The 19,334-nt window shown below is 38.4% G+C and carries 17 protein-coding genes; 12 read left to right on the top strand and 5 right to left on the bottom strand.

Annotated features, from left to right (window positions below):
• The 6 genes from H4J50_RS14970 to sucD all read left to right on the top strand — a co-directional run.
• A partial coding sequence (locus H4J50_RS14970) for an FAD-binding protein (RefSeq protein WP_182257204.1) occupies positions 1-1,238 on the top strand: 1,238 nt, incomplete at its 5' end.
• Between the two features lie 10 nt (positions 1,239-1,248).
• Positions 1,249-1,959: a succinate dehydrogenase iron-sulfur subunit gene (locus H4J50_RS14965; RefSeq protein ID WP_182257203.1), complete on the top strand. Its 711-nt coding sequence runs from the start codon at positions 1,249-1,251 to the stop codon at positions 1,957-1,959.
• Between the two features lie 91 nt (positions 1,960-2,050).
• Positions 2,051-4,855: a 2-oxoglutarate dehydrogenase E1 component gene (locus H4J50_RS14960; RefSeq protein ID WP_108455740.1), complete on the top strand. Its 2,805-nt coding sequence runs from the start codon at positions 2,051-2,053 to the stop codon at positions 4,853-4,855.
• 51 nt (positions 4,856-4,906) lie between these two features.
• Positions 4,907-6,409 (top strand): 2-oxoglutarate dehydrogenase complex dihydrolipoyllysine-residue succinyltransferase, encoded by a 1,503-nt coding sequence (gene odhB, locus H4J50_RS14955; RefSeq protein WP_108455741.1) that lies wholly within the window; start codon positions 4,907-4,909, stop codon positions 6,407-6,409.
• Between the two features lie 172 nt (positions 6,410-6,581).
• Entirely contained in the window at positions 6,582-7,748 is a 1,167-nt protein-coding gene (sucC, locus tag H4J50_RS14950) for an ADP-forming succinate--CoA ligase subunit beta (protein ID WP_108455742.1), read from the top strand.
• Complete coding sequence (sucD, locus tag H4J50_RS14945; RefSeq protein WP_182257202.1) at positions 7,748-8,620, top strand: succinate--CoA ligase subunit alpha; 873 nt, start codon at positions 7,748-7,750, stop codon at positions 8,618-8,620. Before sucC ends, sucD begins: the two co-directional genes overlap by 1 nt.
• Positions 8,621-8,680: 60 nt before the next feature.
• Here the strand turns inward: sucD and H4J50_RS14940 are convergent, their stop codons facing one another.
• Complete coding sequence (locus H4J50_RS14940; protein ID WP_182257201.1) at positions 8,681-9,979, bottom strand: DUF3644 domain-containing protein; 1,299 nt, start codon at positions 9,977-9,979, stop codon at positions 8,681-8,683.
• A gap of 1,444 nt (positions 9,980-11,423) precedes the next feature.
• Between H4J50_RS14940 and H4J50_RS14935 the strand changes: the two genes are divergently transcribed.
• Positions 11,424-11,747, top strand: coding sequence for a ribonuclease E inhibitor RraB (locus H4J50_RS14935; protein WP_182257200.1), 324 nt, complete (start codon positions 11,424-11,426; stop codon positions 11,745-11,747).
• Positions 11,748-11,897: 150 nt separating this feature from the next.
• Here the strand turns inward: H4J50_RS14935 and H4J50_RS14930 are convergent, their stop codons facing one another.
• Positions 11,898-12,488 carry a zf-TFIIB domain-containing protein gene (locus H4J50_RS14930; protein ID WP_182257199.1) on the bottom strand — a complete coding sequence of 197 codons (591 nt, stop codon included), beginning with the start codon at positions 12,486-12,488 and terminating at the stop codon, positions 11,898-11,900.
• A 313-nt stretch (positions 12,489-12,801) separates the two neighbouring features.
• Positions 12,802-13,734 (bottom strand): exopolyphosphatase, encoded by a 933-nt coding sequence (locus tag H4J50_RS14925; RefSeq protein WP_182257198.1) that lies wholly within the window; start codon positions 13,732-13,734, stop codon positions 12,802-12,804.
• A 275-nt stretch (positions 13,735-14,009) separates the two neighbouring features.
• Here H4J50_RS14925 and H4J50_RS14920 point away from each other — a divergent pair, with 275 nt between their 5' ends.
• The 3 genes from H4J50_RS14920 (at position 14,010) to H4J50_RS14910 (ending at position 16,749) form a co-directional block, all read left to right on the top strand.
• A complete protein-coding gene (locus H4J50_RS14920; RefSeq protein WP_182257197.1) occupies positions 14,010-14,186 on the top strand; it encodes a DUF3545 family protein in 177 nt (58 codons plus the stop codon).
• Between the two features lie 212 nt (positions 14,187-14,398).
• Complete coding sequence (locus H4J50_RS14915; protein ID WP_108455749.1) at positions 14,399-15,703, top strand: inosine/guanosine kinase; 1,305 nt, start codon at positions 14,399-14,401, stop codon at positions 15,701-15,703.
• Positions 15,704-15,855: 152 nt separating this feature from the next.
• A complete protein-coding gene (locus tag H4J50_RS14910; RefSeq protein WP_108455750.1) occupies positions 15,856-16,749 on the top strand; it encodes a cation diffusion facilitator family transporter in 894 nt (297 codons plus the stop codon).
• 14 nt (positions 16,750-16,763) lie between these two features.
• Here H4J50_RS14910 and H4J50_RS14905 read toward each other — a convergent pair whose 3' ends face one another.
• A complete protein-coding gene (locus H4J50_RS14905; protein WP_182257196.1) occupies positions 16,764-17,471 on the bottom strand; it encodes an ABC transporter substrate-binding protein in 708 nt (235 codons plus the stop codon).
• Positions 17,472-17,677: 206 nt separating this feature from the next.
• On the opposite strand from H4J50_RS14905, the gene H4J50_RS14900 reads away from it, so the two are divergent.
• Together H4J50_RS14900 and H4J50_RS14895 are read left to right on the top strand one after the other, a co-directional pair.
• Positions 17,678-18,121 carry a hypothetical protein gene (locus tag H4J50_RS14900; RefSeq protein ID WP_182257195.1) on the top strand — a complete coding sequence of 148 codons (444 nt, stop codon included), beginning with the start codon at positions 17,678-17,680 and terminating at the stop codon, positions 18,119-18,121.
• Positions 18,122-18,238: 117 nt separating this feature from the next.
• Positions 18,239-18,598, top strand: coding sequence for a Rieske 2Fe-2S domain-containing protein (locus tag H4J50_RS14895; RefSeq protein WP_182257194.1), 360 nt, complete (start codon positions 18,239-18,241; stop codon positions 18,596-18,598).
• A gap of 110 nt (positions 18,599-18,708) precedes the next feature.
• Here the strand turns inward: H4J50_RS14895 and H4J50_RS14890 are convergent.
• A partial coding sequence (locus H4J50_RS14890) for a paraquat-inducible protein A (protein ID WP_310733273.1) occupies positions 18,709-19,334 on the bottom strand: 626 nt, incomplete at its 5' end.

Below are 19,334 nucleotides of genomic sequence, written 5' to 3'. Positions count from 1 at the left end.
TTGGTACTACCGCAATTTGCATTGAAACTGGTGAGATTGTTTACTTCAAAGCACGTGCTACTGTTTTAGCAACAGGTGGCGCGGGTCGTATTTTTGCTTCTACCACTAATGCTCACATTAATACCGGTGACGGTGTTGGTATGTCACTTCGTGCTGGCGTACAAATGCAAGATATGGAAATGTGGCAGTTCCACCCAACAGGTATTGCGGGTGCGGGCACATTAGTAACTGAAGGTTGTCGTGGAGAAGGTGGTTACCTTCTTAACAAAGACGGCGAACGTTTCATGGAGCGTTATGCACCGAATGCTAAAGATTTAGCCGGTCGTGATGTTGTTGCTCGTTCTATGATGACTGAAATACGCGAAGGTCGCGGTTTCGACGGTCCTTTAGGTCCACATCTTAAACTTAAACTTGATCATTTAGGTCGTGAAACACTAGAAAAACGTTTACCAGGAGTTTGTGATTTATCAAAAACTTTTGCTCACGTCGATCCTGCTGTTGAGCCTATTCCTGTTATACCAACTTGTCATTATCAGATGGGCGGTGTGCCTTGTAATGTTAATGGTCAAGCAATTAACTTCAACCCAGAAACGGGCGAAGAAAAAATTATTGAAGGCTTATTTGCCGTTGGTGAAATTGCCAATGTATCAGTACATGGTGCTAACCGTTTAGGTGGCAACTCATTACTTGATTTAGTGGTATTTGGTCGTGCTGCGGGTAACTTCTTAGGTACTTACTTAAGTGAGACTCAAGCCGGTAAAGATGCTTCTGAATCTGATATAGAAGTTTCGTTAGCGCGTACTAAGCGTTGGGAATCATCAACGAGTGGTGAAGATCCAGTTCAAATTCGTAAAGATTTACAAAAATGTATGCAATTTAACTTCTCGGTATTCCGTGAAGGTGATGCAATGGCACAGGGCATGAAAGAATTAACTGAAATTCGTGAACGCCTACAAAATGCCCATTTAGATGATAAGTCTTCTGAGTTTAACACCCATAGAATTGAGTGTTTAGAATTAGACAACTTAATGGAAACCGCTTTTTGTACAGCTAAAGCAGCTAACTTCCGTACTGAGTCTCGTGGCGCACATGCTCGCGAAGATTTCCAAGTACGTGATGACGAAAATTGGTTATGTCACTCTATTTACACACCAGGTTCAGAAGACATGAGCAAACGCTCTGTTAACATGAGCCCGGTTCACCGTGAAGCTTTCCCACCGAAAGCAAGAACTTACTAGGAGCGTTGTGATGAAACAAATTTTTTCAATTTACCGTTACAACCCTGATGTTGATAACAAACCTTACATGAAAGATTATGAGCTGGAAATTCCAAAAGGCTCAGACATGATGGTATTAGACGCCTTAATTTTGCTTAAAGAGCAAGATTCTAGTCTTTCATTCCGTCGTTCATGTCGTGAAGGTGTTTGTGGCTCTGACGGTTTGAATATGAATGGTAAAAACGGTTTGGCATGTATCACGCCTTTATCTGCTGTTCCAGCAAATAAGATTGTGTTACGTCCATTACCAGGTTTGCCAGTAGTACGTGATTTGATTATTGATATGACACAGTTTTACAATCAATATGAAAAAATCAGACCTTACCTGATTAATGATGGTAAAGAACAACCTGCACGCGAACATTTACAAACTATCGAAGAACGTGAAAAATTAGATGGTTTATACGAATGTATATTATGTGCTTGTTGTTCAACATCTTGTCCTTCTTTCTGGTGGAATCCTGATAAATTTATCGGGCCAGCAGGTTTATTGCACGCTTATCGTTTTCTTATCGATAGCCGCGATACTGCAACAGAAGAGCGACTAGATGATTTACAAGATGCCTACAGCGTATTCCGTTGTCACGGTATTATGAACTGTGTTGATGTTTGTCCGAAAGGATTAAACCCAACAAAAGCCATTGGCCATATTAAGTCAATGTTGCTAACCAGAGCGGTTTAATTTAAACGTCCGAGCACTCAATAAACGTGTGCTCGGATAATTTATTTTAGACATATCTTTTGATTGCTTTTATCCCATAAAGGAACAGGCAATGCCCGAAGGTGCTATGAAGACTTGGATAGAGTCTTCCCATTTAAGTGGCGCGAACGCTGCTTATATTGAAGAATTATACGAATCTTATCTGGATAACTCACAATCTGTAACTGCAGAGTGGCGAGCTATATTCCAACAACTTCCTAAAATTGAAGGTGCTGACGTTGAATATCGGCATTCTGAAATCCGCAATGAATTTAAAGACCTAGCCCAACAAACACAAAAAACCGTAGTTGTTTCGGGTGGCAGTGACGCTAAGCAAGTTAAAGTTTTACAGCTGATCAATGCTTTTCGTTTTCGCGGACATCAAAATGCTAACCTTGACCCTCTAGGGTTATGGCAACGTGATAAAGTACGTGATTTGCAATTGTCTCACCATGATCTATCAGAAAATGATTTTGATCGTGAGTTTAACATTGGTTCATTGGCAATTGGCCAAGACTCAATGAAACTTGGTGACCTATATAAAGCCCTTAAAACTACTTATTGTGGTTCTATTGGTGCTGAATATATGCATATTACCAGCACTGACGAAAAACGTTGGTTACAACAACGCTTAGAGTCGGTGCAATCACAAGCAGTATTAACCGTTGAAGAGAAACAAGAAATTTTCAAAGACTTAGTTGCGGCTGACGGACTTGAAAAATACCTAGGAGCTAAGTTTCCAGGTGCAAAACGTTTCTCTCTTGAAGGTGGCGATGCATTAGTACCTATGTTGAAACAACTTATTACACGTGCCGGTACACAAGGCGCTAAAGAAGTTGTTATGGGCATGGCTCATCGTGGTCGTTTAAATGTTCTCGTTAACGTGATGGGGAAAAATCCATCTAAGTTATTTGACGAATTCGGTGGCAAGCATGATGAAATATTATCTTCTGGTGATGTTAAATATCACCAAGGTTATTCATCTGACTTCGTTACACCGGGCGGTAACGTTCATTTAGCGCTAGCCTTTAACCCATCGCATCTAGAAATTGTTAACCCTGTTGTTATCGGTTCTGTGCGTGCAAGGTTAGACAGACGTGATTGTAATGAAGGTGATTTAGTATTACCTATTACTATTCATGGTGACTCGGCAATTGCGGGTCAAGGTGTTGTACAAGAAACCTTCAACATGTCACAAGCGCGTGCCTTTAAAGTTGGCGGTACTATCCGTATTGTGGTGAATAACCAAGTCGGTTTTACAACGTCAAGTTCAGAAGATACTCGCAGCGGTGAATATTGTACTGAAATTGCTAAAATGGTATCAGCGCCAATTCTGCATGTGAATGGTGATGATCCAGAAGCGGTTATTTTGGCAACGCAAATTGCCTTAGATTACCGAAACGAATTTAAACGTGATGTAGTTATTGATTTAGTCTGTTATCGACGTCACGGACATAATGAAGCTGATGAGCCAAGTGCTACACAGCCACTTATGTATAAAAAAGTTAAAAAGCATCCTACGCCTCGTCAACTTTATGCAGATAAACTTAATGCCGAAGGCTCACTCAATAAAGCTAAAACGGATGAGTTAACTGCTTATTACCGTAAATTGCTTGATGAAGGTCAATGTACTGTTGAACAGTGGCGACCAATGACAGAGCATTCTGTTGATTGGACACCTTATATTGGTCACGAGTGGGATGACGATTACGATAAAGAAATATCGCTTGATAAGTTGAAAGAACTTGCCGGCAAAATTTCAACTATTCCTGCTGAACATCATGTTCACAATCGCGTAAAGAAAATTTATGACGATCGTGAAAAAATGGCCAGTGGTGAAAAGTTACTTGATTGGGGTATGGCTGAAAATTTAGCATATGCCTCTATTGTTGATATCGGTAAGCGTGTTCGTATAACAGGGCAAGACTCTGGTCGTGGTACTTTCTTCCATCGTCATGCTGTTTTGCATAATCAAGACGATGCAAGCCGCTATTTACCTTTACAAAATATTCGTGAAGGTCAAGGTCCGTTTGACGTACATGATTCAGTGTTATCTGAAGTGTCAGTATTAGCTTTTGAATATGGCTATACAACAGCTGAACCAAGTGGTTTAACCATTTGGGAAGCGCAGTTTGGTGATTTTGCTAACTGTGCACAGGTTGTATTTGACCAATTCATTAGCTCAGGCGAACAAAAGTGGGGTCGTTTATGTGGCTTAACTATGTTGTTGCCGCATGGTTATGAAGGTCAAGGGCCTGAGCATTCATCTGCTCGCCTAGAACGCTTTTTGCAACTTTGTGCTGATCACAACATGCAAGTTTGTGTACCATCAACACCTGCGCAAGTATTTAATATGCTGCGTCGCCAAGTGGTTCGTCCTATGCGTCGTCCATTGGTTGTAATGTCACCTAAATCATTGTTACGTCATCCAATGGCAGTATCTTCATTAGAAGAACTTTCTACGGGTGTATTCCACAATGTTATTGGTGAAGTTGATGAATTAGATGCTGACAAAGTTGAACGCGTAGTTTTTTGTAGTGGTAAAGTTTACTACGAACTACTTGATCAACGTCGTAAGAATGAGCAAACCAATGTTGCAATCATTCGTGTTGAGCAGCTATATCCATTCCCAGAAGTTGAGCTTAAAGCTGAAATTGCAAAATATCAGCATGTTAAGCAATTCGTTTGGTGTCAGGAAGAACCGCAAAATCAAGGTGCTTGGTATTGTTCTCAGCATCATTTTAGAGCGGCGATACCGGCAGATACTTATTTGACATATGCAGGACGTAATGCTTCGGCAGCACCTGCTGTAGGTTATATGTCAGTTCATGTTAAAGAGCAACAGGCGCTAGTTCAAGACGCGCTTAATGTAGAATAGACCCTCTTTTTTATAAAGAGATTAATTAAGAGTGTGTAAGGAATATTATAAATGACAACCGAAATTAAGGTTCCCGTTTTACCTGAATCAGTTGCAGATGCAACTATAGCGACTTGGCATGTACAAGTTGGTGATAAAGTGTCTCGTGATCAAGTATTAGTTGATATTGAAACTGATAAAGTGGTTCTTGAAGTACCAGCAACGTCTGATGGCGTAATTACTGATATATCTCAAGCTGAAGGTGCTACGGTACTTGGCGAGCAAGTTATTGCTATTTTATCTGAAGGTGAGGCTGAAACAGCTGCACCTGAAGCTAAAAGCGATGCTGCTCCAGCAAGTAAAGCTGAAGCGAAAGCTCCAGCAGGCAATGCTAAAGTTATCGATATCGTTGTACCAGTATTACCAGAGTCAGTTGCTGATGCGACTGTAGCTGCATGGCATGTTGCTGCAGGCGATACCGTAACAGTTGACCAAAACTTAGTTGATATTGAAACTGACAAAGTGGTTTTAGAAGTTGTTGCACAAGCTGATGGCATAATTGGTAAAATAATTCACGCTGAAGGCGAGACAGTATTAGGCGACCAAAAACTTGGTGAACTTAATGTTGGTGCAGCAGCAAGCGCAGCACCTGCAGCTTCAGCAGAAGAAGCGATTAGTTCAGACGAACTTGCTGGTCCATCAGTACGTCGTTTAATGAAAGAAAAAGGCCTTACAGCTAACGATGTTGTTGGTACTGGTAAAGGCGGTCGTATTTCTAAAGAAGATGTTGAAGCAGCGGCTAACAAGCCTAAAGCAGCTCCAGCAAAAGCAGCGGCGCCTGCGCCAGCAGCACAAGCTTCTGCAGCATTAGGTGAGCGTACACAAAAACGTGTACCTATGACGCGTTTACGTAAAACAATCGCGACACGTTTATTAGAAGCGAAAAATTCTACGGCCATGTTAACCACGTTTAACGAAGTTAACATGAAGCCAATTATGGATCTTCGTAACCAATATAAAGACGTATTCGAGAAAACACATGATACCCGTTTAGGTTTCATGTCTTTCTACGTTAAAGCGGTAACTGAAGCGCTTAAACGCTACCCAGCAATTAACGCGTCAATTGACGGTGATGACATTGTTTATCATAACTTTTTTGACATTTCGATTGCGGTATCTACGCCACGTGGTTTAGTTACACCAGTATTACGTGATGCAGATCAGCTAAGCATGGCAGGTATCGAAAACGGTATCCGTTCATTAGCGATTAAAGGTCGTGACGGAAAATTAACCATGGACGAAATGCAAGGTGGTAACTTTACTATCACTAATGGCGGCGTTTTTGGTTCATTAATTTCAACGCCTATTCTTAACTTGCCACAAGCGGCAATCTTAGGAATGCATAAAATCCAAGATCGCCCAATGGCAGTTAATGGAAAAGTTGAAATTTTACCTATGATGTACCTAGCTCTTTCTTATGATCATCGTTTAGTTGATGGTAAAGAATCAGTTGGATTTTTAGTAACAATTAAAGAGTTGTTGGAAGATCCAACACGCTTGTTACTTAATATATAGTTAAACATCAAGTAAGTAGTAATATTGAATTTTTTGGTTTGATTTAGACTATAGTAGTAGGCTCTAAGGACTATGTTCTTTAGAGCTTTTATACTATAATCGGTCGACTCTTTTCGATGGTAGTAATTATAATTATTGCCATTTTCATCTACAGATAAATGGATAAAACACCATGAATTTGCATGAATATCAAGCGAAACAATTATTCGCTGAATATGGTTTACCAGTTTCTGAAGGTTTCGCTTGCGATACCGCTCAAGAAGCTGCCGAAGCTGCCGATAAAATTGGCGGCGATATGTGGGTTGTTAAAACTCAAGTACACGCGGGTGGCCGTGGTAAAGCTGGCGGTGTTAAGCTAGTTAAAACCAAGCAAGAAATCAAAGATTTCGCTCAAAACTGGTTAGGTAAAAACCTAGTTACATACCAAACAGATGAGCATGGACAGCCAGTTGCTAAAATTTTAGTAGAAAGCTGTACAGATATTGCTAACGAATTGTATCTTGGTGCTGTTGTAGACCGTGCAAGTCGTAAAGTAGTATTCATGGCTTCTACTGAAGGCGGTGTTGACATCGAGAAGATTGCTGAAGAGACTCCTGAGTTAATTCACCAAGCTGAAATCGATCCACTTGTTGGCGCTCAACCTTACCAAGCACGTGAATTAGGCTTCAAGTTAGGCTTAAACCCAACGCAAATGAAGCAATTTGTTAAGATCTTTTTAGGTCTTGCACAAATGTTTGAAGATTTCGATTTCGCTTTATTAGAAATCAACCCGTTAGTTATTACTGACGAAGGTAATCTTCATTGTCTAGATGGCAAAATTGGTATCGATGGTAATGCTTTATACCGTCAACCTAAAATGCGCGCATTCCACGATCCATCTCAAGAAGATGAGCGTGAAGCACATGCAGCACGTTTTGAATTAAACTACGTTGCATTAGACGGCAATGTTGGTTGTATGGTTAACGGTGCAGGCCTAGCAATGGGTACTATGGATATCGTTAACTTACACGGCGGCAAGCCAGCTAACTTCTTAGATGTTGGCGGCGGGGCGACTAAAGAGCGTGTTTCTGAAGCATTCAAAATCATCCTTTCTGACGATAACGTTAAAGCTGTTTTAGTTAACATCTTTGGTGGCATTGTACGTTGTGACATGATTGCTGAAGGTATTATCGCTGCAGTTAAAGATGTAGGCGTTCAAGTGCCTGTAGTTGTACGTTTAGAAGGTACAAACGCTGAAGAAGGTCGTGAAGTACTTAAAAAATCTGGCTTAGACATCATTGCTGCTGAGTCATTAACTGATGCAGCAACTAAAGTTGTAGCAGCTGCGGAGGGCAAATAATGTCTGTCTTAATTAACAAAGATACTAAAGTAATCTGTCAAGGTTTCACTGGTGGTCAAGGTACATTCCATTCAGAACAAGCACTTGAGTACGGTACACAAATGGTTGGTGGCGTAAGCCCAGGTAAAGGCGGTCAAACGCATTTAGGCCTTCCAGTATTCAATACAGTACGTGATGCAGTAGAAGCAACTGGCGCAACAGCTACAGTTATCTATGTTCCTGCACCATTTTGTAAAGATGCAATTTTAGAAGCTATTGATGCAGGCATCGAGCTTATCGTTACTATCACTGAAGGCATTCCAACTTTAGATATGGTTGACGTTAAAGCTAAGCTTGACGCTACTGGCGTTCGTATGATCGGTCCTAACTGTCCAGGTGTTATCACTCCGGGCGAAACTAAGATTGGTATCATGCCTGGTCACATTCACAAGCCTGGTAAAGTAGGTATTGTTTCACGTTCTGGTACGCTTACGTACGAAGCTGTTAAACAAACTACAGATGCTGGTTTTGGCCAATCTACTTGTGTAGGTATTGGTGGTGACCCTATTCCTGGTACTAACTTCATCGACGTATTGGAAATGTTCCAAAACGATCCACAAACTGAAGCAATCGTAATGATTGGTGAAATTGGTGGTACTGCTGAAGAAGAAGCTGCGGAATACATCAAAGCACACGTTACTAAACCTGTAGTATCTTACATTGCTGGTGTTACTGCACCAGAAGGTAAGCGTATGGGTCACGCTGGCGCGATTATCGCTGGTGGTAAAGGTACAGCTGATGAGAAATTCGCAGCATTAGAAGCGGCCGGTGTTAAAACTGTACGTTCTTTAGCGGATATCGGTAAAGCACTTAAAGAGAAAACAGGTTGGTAATCAGCTTTTGATTGCAAACTGTTATTCTTAATAAAAAAACCCGCTTCTAGCGGGTTTTTTTTAATTTCTACTCCTTTTGCTATAACTTTGCTTAGCTGCTTTTAAATAATCAGTATTTGAAATTATTTTTTCAATTAGTTCTTCAAGAGCAATTTCTGAATAGGCATGATAATTAGCGTTTTTAAAAAAATGATGATATTTATTGTCTGATAGCTTCCATTTCAACTTGTATATTAAAGACTGAAAACAATTAGGATTTAGTTCATATTTTTTGTTATTTTGTTTGTTCAGCCGTTTTTTTAAAAAATCATTATCGTATTTTGACTGTAGCCTTTGATTAATTTCGGTTATTGCTTGGCCTTGTTTAAATTTATAAGTCTTTTCGGCATCTACACTTTTCTCTATGACTAGTGCTTTTTTGAGACCTGTCATACCATTTTCTGCTTTAGTTAAAATTATTTGTGTGCCTTCTGAATCCTTTTGAGCGAACTGTAAAGTTACATCTAAAGGGATAGCAAAAGATAGATCATTTGCATTGTCTACAGATGATGTTAATTCTTCCGCAAGTGCGATAATTTCTTCAGCAGCTTTTCCATATATATTATTCATCATTGATAATGGAGGAGTCTTAAAGTCACCAACTAAGCTTATCATTCCGGTATTATCTGTATTTAAAAATGGCACTTCGCAGGCTTCTTCAAACTTCGATGAGTAGTTAAAAATACCCGATTGAAAAATCCGTGAAGCTATTCCTTGAAGCTCAGGCATAAGTAAGTGGACTGCTTGATCTCTTAAATCAGTTATTTTAAGAATGTTCCTTTTCGTTCCATCAGTTTTGCTAAAAACGATATCTAAACATGTGCGTAGTGGGATTGTTTCTCTTTTTCCATTATTAACTTTTCTATAAATGGACTCTTCTCCTTTCGCTTTAATGATAATAGCTTTTAGAAGTTGCTCCCAAGAAGTGCAAAAAAGCATCACAAATCCATCTATTTTATTTTCAAGTGAAGGTCTATTGTATAATTCTATTGCTAATAGCATATTATCTTTAGACTTTCTCAATAAAGCTTTGGCTAGTTTTGATTTAAAGTTATGACCTAATGCTTGGACGTGTTTACTTTGAGAAAGTTTTTTTTCAAACTCTTTAAATGTAATATTAAGCGAATTGGATGCTTGATATTTAAAATTATCAACTTCACTTATGAATTCTGAAACTTGCCCTTTTGATAGATACGATTTGAAGGTTGATTCCTTCCATTCAGTAGCTGCTATTATCTCCTTTAGAGAGAAAAGAGTATTTGAGTTTTCTTTTGTTTGAAGAAAATTGAAAAATTTGAGCTGCTTTTCATTTGTAGCCATCATTTACTTCCATGTTCTTAATGTATATTGATGATATTTTATTTCAAAGTATTATCAACTAATTAAACCAAATACCGAAAATTAGATGGACCTCCACTCAAAATTAATGGCTTGGAGTTTGTTTACTGGTTTGGCGTCGGGGTGCCGACTGCACCCAAAGGGAGGCTAGCGCCGGCCTCCCTCTGGACTCCCTCGGCGCTACTACATTAAACTTGTTTCCTCCATGACGTCCAATATTCTTCGACGTACCAGCGCTGAACGTGCATCCATGCACTACAGCGCTTTCACTGGCATCCATGCCAGTGATACGTGAATATTGGCCATCATTCCGGAGTTTAATGAAGCAGACTTGTCGTTTTTTCACGTTTGTTGTTTATCATTAACTAAGAACCTGATTTTATATTGGGCAATACAAGTTCAGCAGACTCCAATCCCATCTCAGCAACGGAAACTTAATTTAGATAAGTGCGATGTTTATCGGAGCCATGGATGGCGCAGACTGCCGTGTGAAGGGACGATTTTCGGCAGGAATGAACATTGCGCCTAAATTGAGTTGGAGTGTTTTGCTGAGTCGGGCGCCACGGGGAGTCCAGAGGGGCTTTTGGCGTGTAACGCCCCTCTGGGTGTAGTCGCCACCGCGACGCCAAGCAGATAAATTAAACTCCAAGCTGTTCTAAATCAAAGAGGTCTATAAATTATTAAGTAGGGTCAGATACACATTAAGGCTTAATGCACGCTAATCTAGCGTTGTCGCGGTGGCGACGACACCCAAAGGAAGGCTGACGCCGACCTCCCTCTGGACTCCCTCGGCGCTGCTGCATTAAACGTGCTTCCTCCATGACGTCCAATATTCTTCGACGTACCAGTGCTGATGGCACGTCCGTGTGCCAACAGCACTTTCACTGGCATCCATGCCAGTGATACGTGAATATTGGCCATCATTCCGGAGTTTAATGAAGCAGACTTGGTGTTTGTTTCTTCGTTAGTAATTATCCTCAGTGGTTTATCTTTAACATCTGTTACAGCGATCTCTAAATCCCATCACAGCTACGGAAACTTAATTTAGATCAGTGCGATGTTTATCGAAGCCATGGATGGCGTAGACTGCCGTGTGAAGGGACGATTTTCGGCAGGAATGAACATTGCGCCTAAATTGAGTTGGAGTGTTCTGCTGAGCAGGGCGCCACGGGGAGTCCAGAGGGGCTTTTGGCGTGTAACGCCCCTCTGGGTGTTGTCGCCACCGCGACGCCAAGCAGATAAATTAAACTCCAAGCCGTTCAATTTATAAAACTAGATCCCACATATACTAACTTAGCCTTTAGAGTCAGCTAACTTGTTTAGCATCGAGGTAGGACTATAACCATTAAATATATTTTGTTTTCTATTCATTTAAAACATTGCCGTTTATAATACCGCCATTAATTTTATAGCCATGATGAGTAATATGAACTTCCCAAAAGATGAAACAGGTAAAGTACTGTTTGAAATGCAAAAAGCAGGTATCGATTTAACCGTGAAGCATACGGTTGTTTTTTTCCACTTATTTGAAACACAAGAGCAAGCGCAGGCTATGGCAGATCATCTTGCTGAAGTATCACCTGATATTACTTGTGATGTTCATATTGATGAAAATCCAAAAGTGTGGGCTTTAGATTGTTCAATAACAGTACTCCCGCTTTATGATGCCATTATTGTGCTAGAAGCTCGTTTTGAAAAAGTAGTAACTCAGTTTAAAGGTCATACTGACGGTTGGGGAATTGAAGCTTAAATTGTTAATGTTTTAGCTGAGTAGGGCACAGTGCTAGCTGCAAGGGCGAAATCTGTGTCTTCACTTTGAGATAATTGGCGTTGCTCTAATTCCTTTATCTATGCAGTAGAGCGCGACGCCACTAAGTTTATGTATAGTTAAACGATTATATTAAAAACCCCGAAAGAATATTCTTTTCAAGCTATATTTATTTAGCATCTTCTCCATCAACTCAACATCTGAAATACGGTCATCAAGTGCTTCTATTTGTAGTTCATGTTTTACTAACGTGTGATCTTGTGATTTATCTAATCCACCACTGGCGATAAAGCTTCTGATAAATGCTAATTCGCCTTTATCTAGCCAAATTCCACAATGTAGGCAAGAGTCAATTAAAACGCCTGAAATTGATTTGAAATTTCTACGAGACATCATTTTCTGACAATTTGCACAAGGCAGGTAGTTTTCAGCTGAAGGAAGTCCTGGTCGTAAATACAATGGATTACTTTCATCGTCACGATATACATCAAACTCAGACGTTAACACTGAAAACTCATCAGGCTGTAACCAAATTCCCTCACATTGTTCACATTTATCTAGTTCATGATTTCTATAAAGGTATTCATCTAATGGCACTGCGCAGCGGGGACATGATTTTAGCTGAGATTTTTCAATCGTTTTCATCCCACCATTACAAATAGGACAATGTCGAACGATTGATTTTACGATATGTTGACAAGATGAACATTGAGATTCTGGCATAAAGTTCCTTGTTTAGCGATAAAGCTTTTTTATATAGTTATGTATATCATAAATTAAAATATTTTTATATTGTGTCGTGTGGAACGCTGCGAGAGAGATTAAGTAGGGCTTAGTGCTTAATTCACACTTCTTTATTATTGTCGCAGCGATACTTTTTACATTCATTGGTGTTGCTAACAAAAGTGCTGATCAAGATAATAAAAGTGTATTTTGCTTTTGGATAAGCAAATAATAAAAAATGCCCCAAGAAGGTAAAGCCAGACAGCTTTTCTTACAGGGGCATTTATAAGGTGTTAAATGTAGTTAAAAACGATTAGCCGTCAGCATTAATCGTGGCAATAAGTTCTGCAAGACAAGCTTCATTTTGCTCATGAGGCACCTGACATGTACCGGCAGCGTTATGACCACCACCATTAAATTTCAGCATTAACTCGCCAACATTGGTTTTTGAACTACGATCAAAAATAGATTTTCCGGTGGCAAAAACTGTATTTTGTTTCTTAAGCCCCCACATAATATGGATTGAAATATTACACTGTGGGAATAAGGCATATATAACAAAACGGTTACCCGAGTAAATAATCTCTTCTTCTCTTAAATCCAGCACAACCAAATTGCCTTGTACGGTGGCACAGCGTTTAATTTGTGCTTTAAATTTTTCTTCGTGTTCAAAGTAAAGATCAGTGCGCTCTTTAACATCTGGCAGGGCAAGTAGCTCTTCAATACTGTGGTCTTTACCAAACTCAATTAAATCCATCATGAGTTCATAGTTAGAAATCCTAAAATCTCTAAAACGTCCTAAACCTGTACGAGAGTCCATGATGAAATTAAGTAACTCCCAACCTTTAGCATGAAGCACTTCATCCATATTAAATTGTGCAGAGTCACCTTTATCAACAGCTTCCATCATATCTTGCCAGCTAGCTGGGAAAGTTTCAGCGCCGCCGTAGTAGTCGTAAACTACACGTGCAGCAGATGGTGCATCGGGGTCAATAACATGGTTGTCACGTTTTTCGTTACGTATTGTTTCACTGTGATGATGGTCAAATGCGATGTGTACACCTTCAACAAAAGGAAGGTTTGTCGAAATGTCGTCAGCTCCAACGGCAATAACACCGTCTTGCATATCTTTGGGGTGTACAAAGAGAATATCGTTAACTAGGTTAATATGTTTAAGTAAAATAGCACAAACTAAACCATCGAAATCACTTCGAGTGACTAAGCGGTATTTTTTATTATCCGACATTTATTTCTCCAATAGATGTAATTTTATTGTTATTAATCACTATATTGTTCATTTAAGCATAATTTTAATAGAATAATTAGGGCTTATCGAATTTAAGTTTAAATTATTATATTTAGGCTTCAACTTAATTGTTTTTATAAATGATTTTTAGCAATTATAACGTGGCATTCCATTTCTCTAAATTTAGCTTAATTCTTTAAATTGTCATCTTTCATTCAAATAACTGTCATATAAATTGATTAATTTAAAACAAATTATCAATAGGAGTATTTGTTATGCAATTTAAGCAATATAAAGAAGAAAACCAAGATGAACTTGATGATTATGTTGAGTATCAACATAAAAAAAACAGTAAGCAGGTCAAACGTAAATGGCGTGAAATTGAGGCATTAAAAGAACAAAAGAGAGCACAACGAGAAATCGTTTCTTATGATGATTATGTCACGCATTAATATTTTCACTATTGAATTATTATCGAGCGCTAATTATGGATGTTTTTGTCGTTTATGCGCTCGTTAGTCAATTTTAATCGCCAATAGAATTACTATTTTGCTTTTAGTACAAACTTATAGGCATTTCTGTGCTATTTCAGCTAATGTGCTCTGGTCAAACCAAATAGCATTACGGTATAATTCGTTTTTTGCCATTAACCGTGTATTGCTTCATGAAGTTTCCTGGACGACGTCAACATAGACATTATTTCCCTGTCGATAATAAAAACCCGTTAACAAACCAAGTAGACCCTCGCTCGAATGCTAAGCAAAATTATATTGTCGGTATCGATCAAGTTTTGGTCGATATTGAAGCTAAAGTTGATCAAGCTTTTTTAGATGAGTTTGATCTTCAGCGCGGTATGTCACAAGTTATTTCAGATGAAGTTACGCAACGTCTTTATAAGCGTTTAAAAGATGAGTCGCTTATTAATTATGAATTTGCTGGCGGTACAATAGGCAACACAATGCACAATTATTCGGTACTTGCCGATGATCGCTCAGTGTTACTTGGCGTAATGTCTGAAAATATTCATGTTGGCGATTATGCTTATCGTTTTATCAGTAATACCTCTTCACGCGTTGATCTTAATTACCTTCAACCGGTAGATGGCCCTATTGGTCGCTGTTTTACTTTGATTGATGATACAGGCGAACGAACATTTGGTATTAATGCAGGTTTAATTAACCGCTTACATCCTGACTCTATAGATGAAGCATTAATCGCTGGCGCTTCTGCATTGGTTATTAGTTCGTATTTAATGCGTACTCAACCTGGCGACACCATGACTGAAGCGGCTGTAAAAGCAGTGAAATGTGCTAACGCTGCAGGTGTACCGGTTGTACTTACTCTAGGTACTAAGTTTTTAATAGAAGAAGAGCCTGAGTTTTGGCGTGATTTTGTTGAAAAGTATGTCAACATACTCACGATGAATGAAGAAGAAGCTTTAGCGATTACTGATATTGAAGATCCGCTTCTTGCTGCAAATAAATGCCTTGATTGGGTCGATATGGTTATATGCACTGCAGGTAAAGATGGTTTATACATGGCAGGTTATGTAGATGATGTGTTTAAGCGAGAAAGCGAATACCCATTGCTTTCTGGTGAAATTCACGAATTTAATCGTTATGAATATTCTCGTCCAATGTTCTTAAAAGATTGTAAAAATCCTATTCGAATTTATACGCACTCAGCCCCTTATATGGGGGGCCCTGAAAGCATTAAAAATACCAACGGTGCCGGCGATGCAGCTCTTGCTGCAATATTGCATGATTTAAGCGCAAATGTTTATCATAAAAATACCGTGGCAAACTCTAGTAAGCACGAACAACCAGCACTAACTTATTCGTCGTTATCGCAAATGAGCAAATATGCTAATAGAGCAAGTTATGAGGTGTTAGTTCAACATTCTCCACGTTTGTCGCGTGGATTACCTGAACGTGAAGACAGCTTAGACCAAGCTTATTGGGCTCAATAGGTAAAAGACTGGTTTTAATTAAAAACAGGTCTGTGATGTGCAGTGTGGTAATCACTATTTTATTAAATCAAATAAGATTACAATGGCTGCGCATTTTTACGACACAATGCACAACAATGTAAACCAATCCCCAAACCGAGCTAAATTTTTGCATGACTACTTTAACTACACATAAATCATCTCAACGACGTTTACTTATTGCATTGGCCATTACCAGTGTATTTATGTTGTTACAGTTAGTAGGTGCCTTCTATGCTAACTCTTTAGCGGTATATGCTGATGCAGGGCATTTGTTTGTGCATAACAGCTCTTTATTTATTGCTTTAATTGCTTCAACGCTTGCCATAAAGTTTGGTCAAACCTTTAGTGATGGTTATCGCCGATTAGAACTCTCAGGTGGATTAATTAATGGTACTTTATATATATTAATTAGTTGCTGGATTTTGCTACAAGGTGCGGATAGATTATTTGGTCATGAACATCACGATGAACATGAAATAAATACCTTTGTTATGTCGTCAGTTGCCTCTTTAGGCTTTTTATTTCATGGCGCATCGGCCTATGTGTTATATAAGGGCCGCAAAGATAGTGTTAATGTTTATGCCGTATTTTTACATACCTTTTTTGATTTACTCTCAACGATAGTTACCTTTGCCACCAGTATTATTATTCACGCTACAGGCTGGACTGTGGTCGACTCTTTGTCGAGTGTGCTTATTTCAGTATTTGTATTGCTTACGGGCTCTAAGTTACTCTTTAAATGTATTAAAGGCTTGTTTTTCAACGGTGTTCGTTTACCTGCACTGAAGAAAATTGAAGCGGCATTACAAAGTGTTGAGCATATTGACAATGTACATAATTTAATTGTAAAAAGTGATAATGGCGAAGTTGTTGTTGGTGCTCATATTGTTTTAAAACATCAATGTACATTGGAGAAACACGATGAAGTTTGTCGTTTTCAAGTTGAGCGTGTTTTAAAAGAACAGTTTGATATTAAAACCAGCGTTTTACAAATTGAAACAGGTGGTTGTCAGCATACTGAGTGATATATTGCTTGTGATCATAAGTTTGCGCAATATTGCATTTGTTGTCTATAAAGTTGTTCTAAAAGGTCATCTTGGTAAGCTTCTTTAACCGCTTCTTCTAAAAGTGGTTTCATTGATATAAAAGGCGACTTTTTCGCTAGATGCAACCCCAACTCTTTTGTACCTAGGTAAAAGGCATTAGCCATAATGTCTTCATCCACTTTTTCTTGGTAGAGAGCATACTCAAGCCCAACTTTAGAGCCAATCACTGCATTTATACGATTTAATTTTAATAACCGAATAGCTTGATTGTAGCTATTCACGCTAATTTTATTTAATCGTTTATCTTGATCAAATTTTTTATTAAATTGCGCACTTCTAATAACGGCAATCCTAGTAAGTTGATATAAATCTTTATATTGTCTAATTATGGTGTCAGGTTGAGTCAGTATAAAAATTTTTTCTAGTGATAGTGGGCCAATATACTCAACGTCTTCAGTTACCGTGTTATTTTTAAATAGTAGCGCTAAATCAAGCTCGCCATTTTTTAACGAATTTAAAATTCTTGCGTATGGGAAAGCGGCTAACTTAAGCGGGGTGTTAAGAGTATTCGTCACTTTTTCAATGGCTAAGACACCAATCCCCTTACATTGAGATTGTTCATCAAAGCCATTGAAAGGCGAGAAAGGTGGAACGCTGAAACTGAGTCGCTGATCACCTGCAAACGACAAATTATGAGTCATTGCTATAGCTAAAAGAATAAAAGCTGAAATATAAAAGTGCTTTTTCAATGTGAAAAATACCAAGTTAAATTATTGATCTTCAAAAGAGTATAGCCACCTTTTTTATTTTTTGACAACCGTTACGACACTCTAGATATAAACAGCGTTAGCACAAAGTGCTTTATTTGTATATTATACCAATAGTTTTTAATTTGTATGGACTTCACATGTTACCTATACATGGACGTTGGAAAATAAAAGTTGAAGATAAAGTTGTCATGCAGTTTTTTGCAGACTCATGGAACGAAGAAGCCGTAATTGCTTATATCAAAGAATTTAAAGTTGCGGTAACACCTTTAATTAATGATGATTGGGCCATAATCTCTGTTTTTGAACAGTGGGAGCTGGGCATACCAGAAATAGAGCATCATGTAATTGAGCATTGTCAGTGGTTTAAACAACATGGCTGTATTAAAGATTGTCATGTTTATAGCCGTAATAGGCTGAAAAGCATGCAACTTGAAAAAATGGTCCCGACGACTGATTTCGGTTATGAGCGCTGTGTGTTTGATAATGTTAATGCCGCAATAGAATGGCTAGATTCACAAGGGTTTACTATTTCTCAACCTCAATTTCTGTATGATATAGCATCTAACGCATCGGAAATTTAAAATAATTTATTACTTCTACATCTATTTCCCTTCTTTGTAATCAGTAATTTATTGATTAAATTAGTCAGTGAAAGTACGAAATACAGTCAAGTTTTTTGAAATTTTTTAGGAATAATTTTGTTAACACTAGATACATACTATCCAGCAGGTGGACGAGTAGAGCATGAGATTAAAATTATTGACGTTAAGTCAACTCAGCGTGATGATGTTTTAATTGCTATGGCAAAGTTACCATCAGCCAGTGTAGAAAAGCCTGTGGTGATTTATCGACAATTATTGGCAAATGGTGAAACAGAATATCGTACGGTTTCTGCACGGTGTCCACATCAAGGTGCTGATATTACTGATGACAAACTTAATGCTGATGGCAACGTATATTGTTCATTACATCGCCGACCAATTTGCATATTCAGCGAGTATAATCATGCTTATTTAACCGTAAAACGTGCTGATGAATTTTTTATTGTTAAAAAGTAAAAACTAAATACTAAATACTAGGTGTTTATTGAGTGACTTTAGTTATCTGATTTTTAACATATTCACATTCACATTCACATTCACATTCACGCTCACTTGCACTGTTTTCATTAATCTATAGCTTTAACCGCTATAGGGGGATTTGCCGATACTTTAGTTTCAGTGCTAATACTGCTGCTACTAATAGCGGTGCCCAATAAAGATAACAAGCAATAAGATGTAAAGTAGTAAAAACCGGGGCCTAAAGCAGATAACGTTTCACTGCTAACAATAAAGTCTAATTTAAAGCCGAATATTACCATTTTCTGTTGTGTTGCCGTCTCAGCATGATTTGTTGATAACACAGCAAGAAAAATTGCCACAACAAAAACATCAGCCATTGACCACTTGCCAATTTTACTTATTATTTTGTATACAGTAACTTCTAATTTTGAATGTTTTTTTATGTAAGCGATGGTGAGTAAAATGAATTTCACCACAGGAATACATATTGAAAAAGAAAAAATTAAAGCGGCAACCAATAAACGTTCATCTTGCCAAAGTTCTTGTATTGTTTGTAATAAAGAAAGGTTTTTATCAATTAAAGTGTTGGTGATTTTTGCGCCACTTACATTGGCTGTCATCGCCATGTTTAGTGAAAACATAGGTAACAATACGCCAGGAATAAAAAGCGAAATAGCGATAAGATTAAACAAAAAACCTAGATGTTTTTTAATCATAATGTTTGCACGTATTC

It is taken from the genome of Colwellia sp. 6M3 (genome assembly GCF_014077595.1).
Taxonomy (GTDB): domain Bacteria; phylum Pseudomonadota; class Gammaproteobacteria; order Enterobacterales; family Alteromonadaceae; genus Cognaticolwellia.
The sequence above is the reverse complement of the archived record's forward strand: the minus strand, read 5'-3'. Positions and strand labels throughout refer to the sequence as shown.

Coding starts and splice junctions, on each gene's coding strand:
- sucC (WP_108455742.1), top strand. CDS start 6,582: ATGAATTTGCATGAATATCAAGCGAAACAATTATTCGCTGAATATGGT.
- H4J50_RS14930 (WP_182257199.1), bottom strand. CDS start 12,488: ATGCCAGAATCTCAATGTTCATCTTGTCAACATATCGTAAAATCAATC.
- H4J50_RS14910 (WP_108455750.1), top strand. CDS start 15,856: ATGACTACTTTAACTACACATAAATCATCTCAACGACGTTTACTTATT.
- H4J50_RS14960 (WP_108455740.1), top strand. CDS start 2,051: ATGCCCGAAGGTGCTATGAAGACTTGGATAGAGTCTTCCCATTTAAGT.
- H4J50_RS14940 (WP_182257201.1), bottom strand. CDS start 9,979: ATGGCTACAAATGAAAAGCAGCTCAAATTTTTCAATTTTCTTCAAACA.
- H4J50_RS14925 (WP_182257198.1), bottom strand. CDS start 13,734: ATGTCGGATAATAAAAAATACCGCTTAGTCACTCGAAGTGATTTCGAT.
- H4J50_RS14905 (WP_182257196.1), bottom strand. CDS start 17,471: ATGACTCATAATTTGTCGTTTGCAGGTGATCAGCGACTCAGTTTCAGC.
- odhB (WP_108455741.1), top strand. CDS start 4,907: ATGACAACCGAAATTAAGGTTCCCGTTTTACCTGAATCAGTTGCAGAT.
- sucD (WP_182257202.1), top strand. CDS start 7,748: ATGTCTGTCTTAATTAACAAAGATACTAAAGTAATCTGTCAAGGTTTC.
- H4J50_RS14920 (WP_182257197.1), top strand. CDS start 14,010: ATGCAATTTAAGCAATATAAAGAAGAAAACCAAGATGAACTTGATGAT.
- H4J50_RS14965 (WP_182257203.1), top strand. CDS start 1,249: ATGAAACAAATTTTTTCAATTTACCGTTACAACCCTGATGTTGATAAC.
- H4J50_RS14915 (WP_108455749.1), top strand. CDS start 14,399: ATGAAGTTTCCTGGACGACGTCAACATAGACATTATTTCCCTGTCGAT.
- H4J50_RS14935 (WP_182257200.1), top strand. CDS start 11,424: ATGAACTTCCCAAAAGATGAAACAGGTAAAGTACTGTTTGAAATGCAA.
- H4J50_RS14900 (WP_182257195.1), top strand. CDS start 17,678: ATGTTACCTATACATGGACGTTGGAAAATAAAAGTTGAAGATAAAGTT.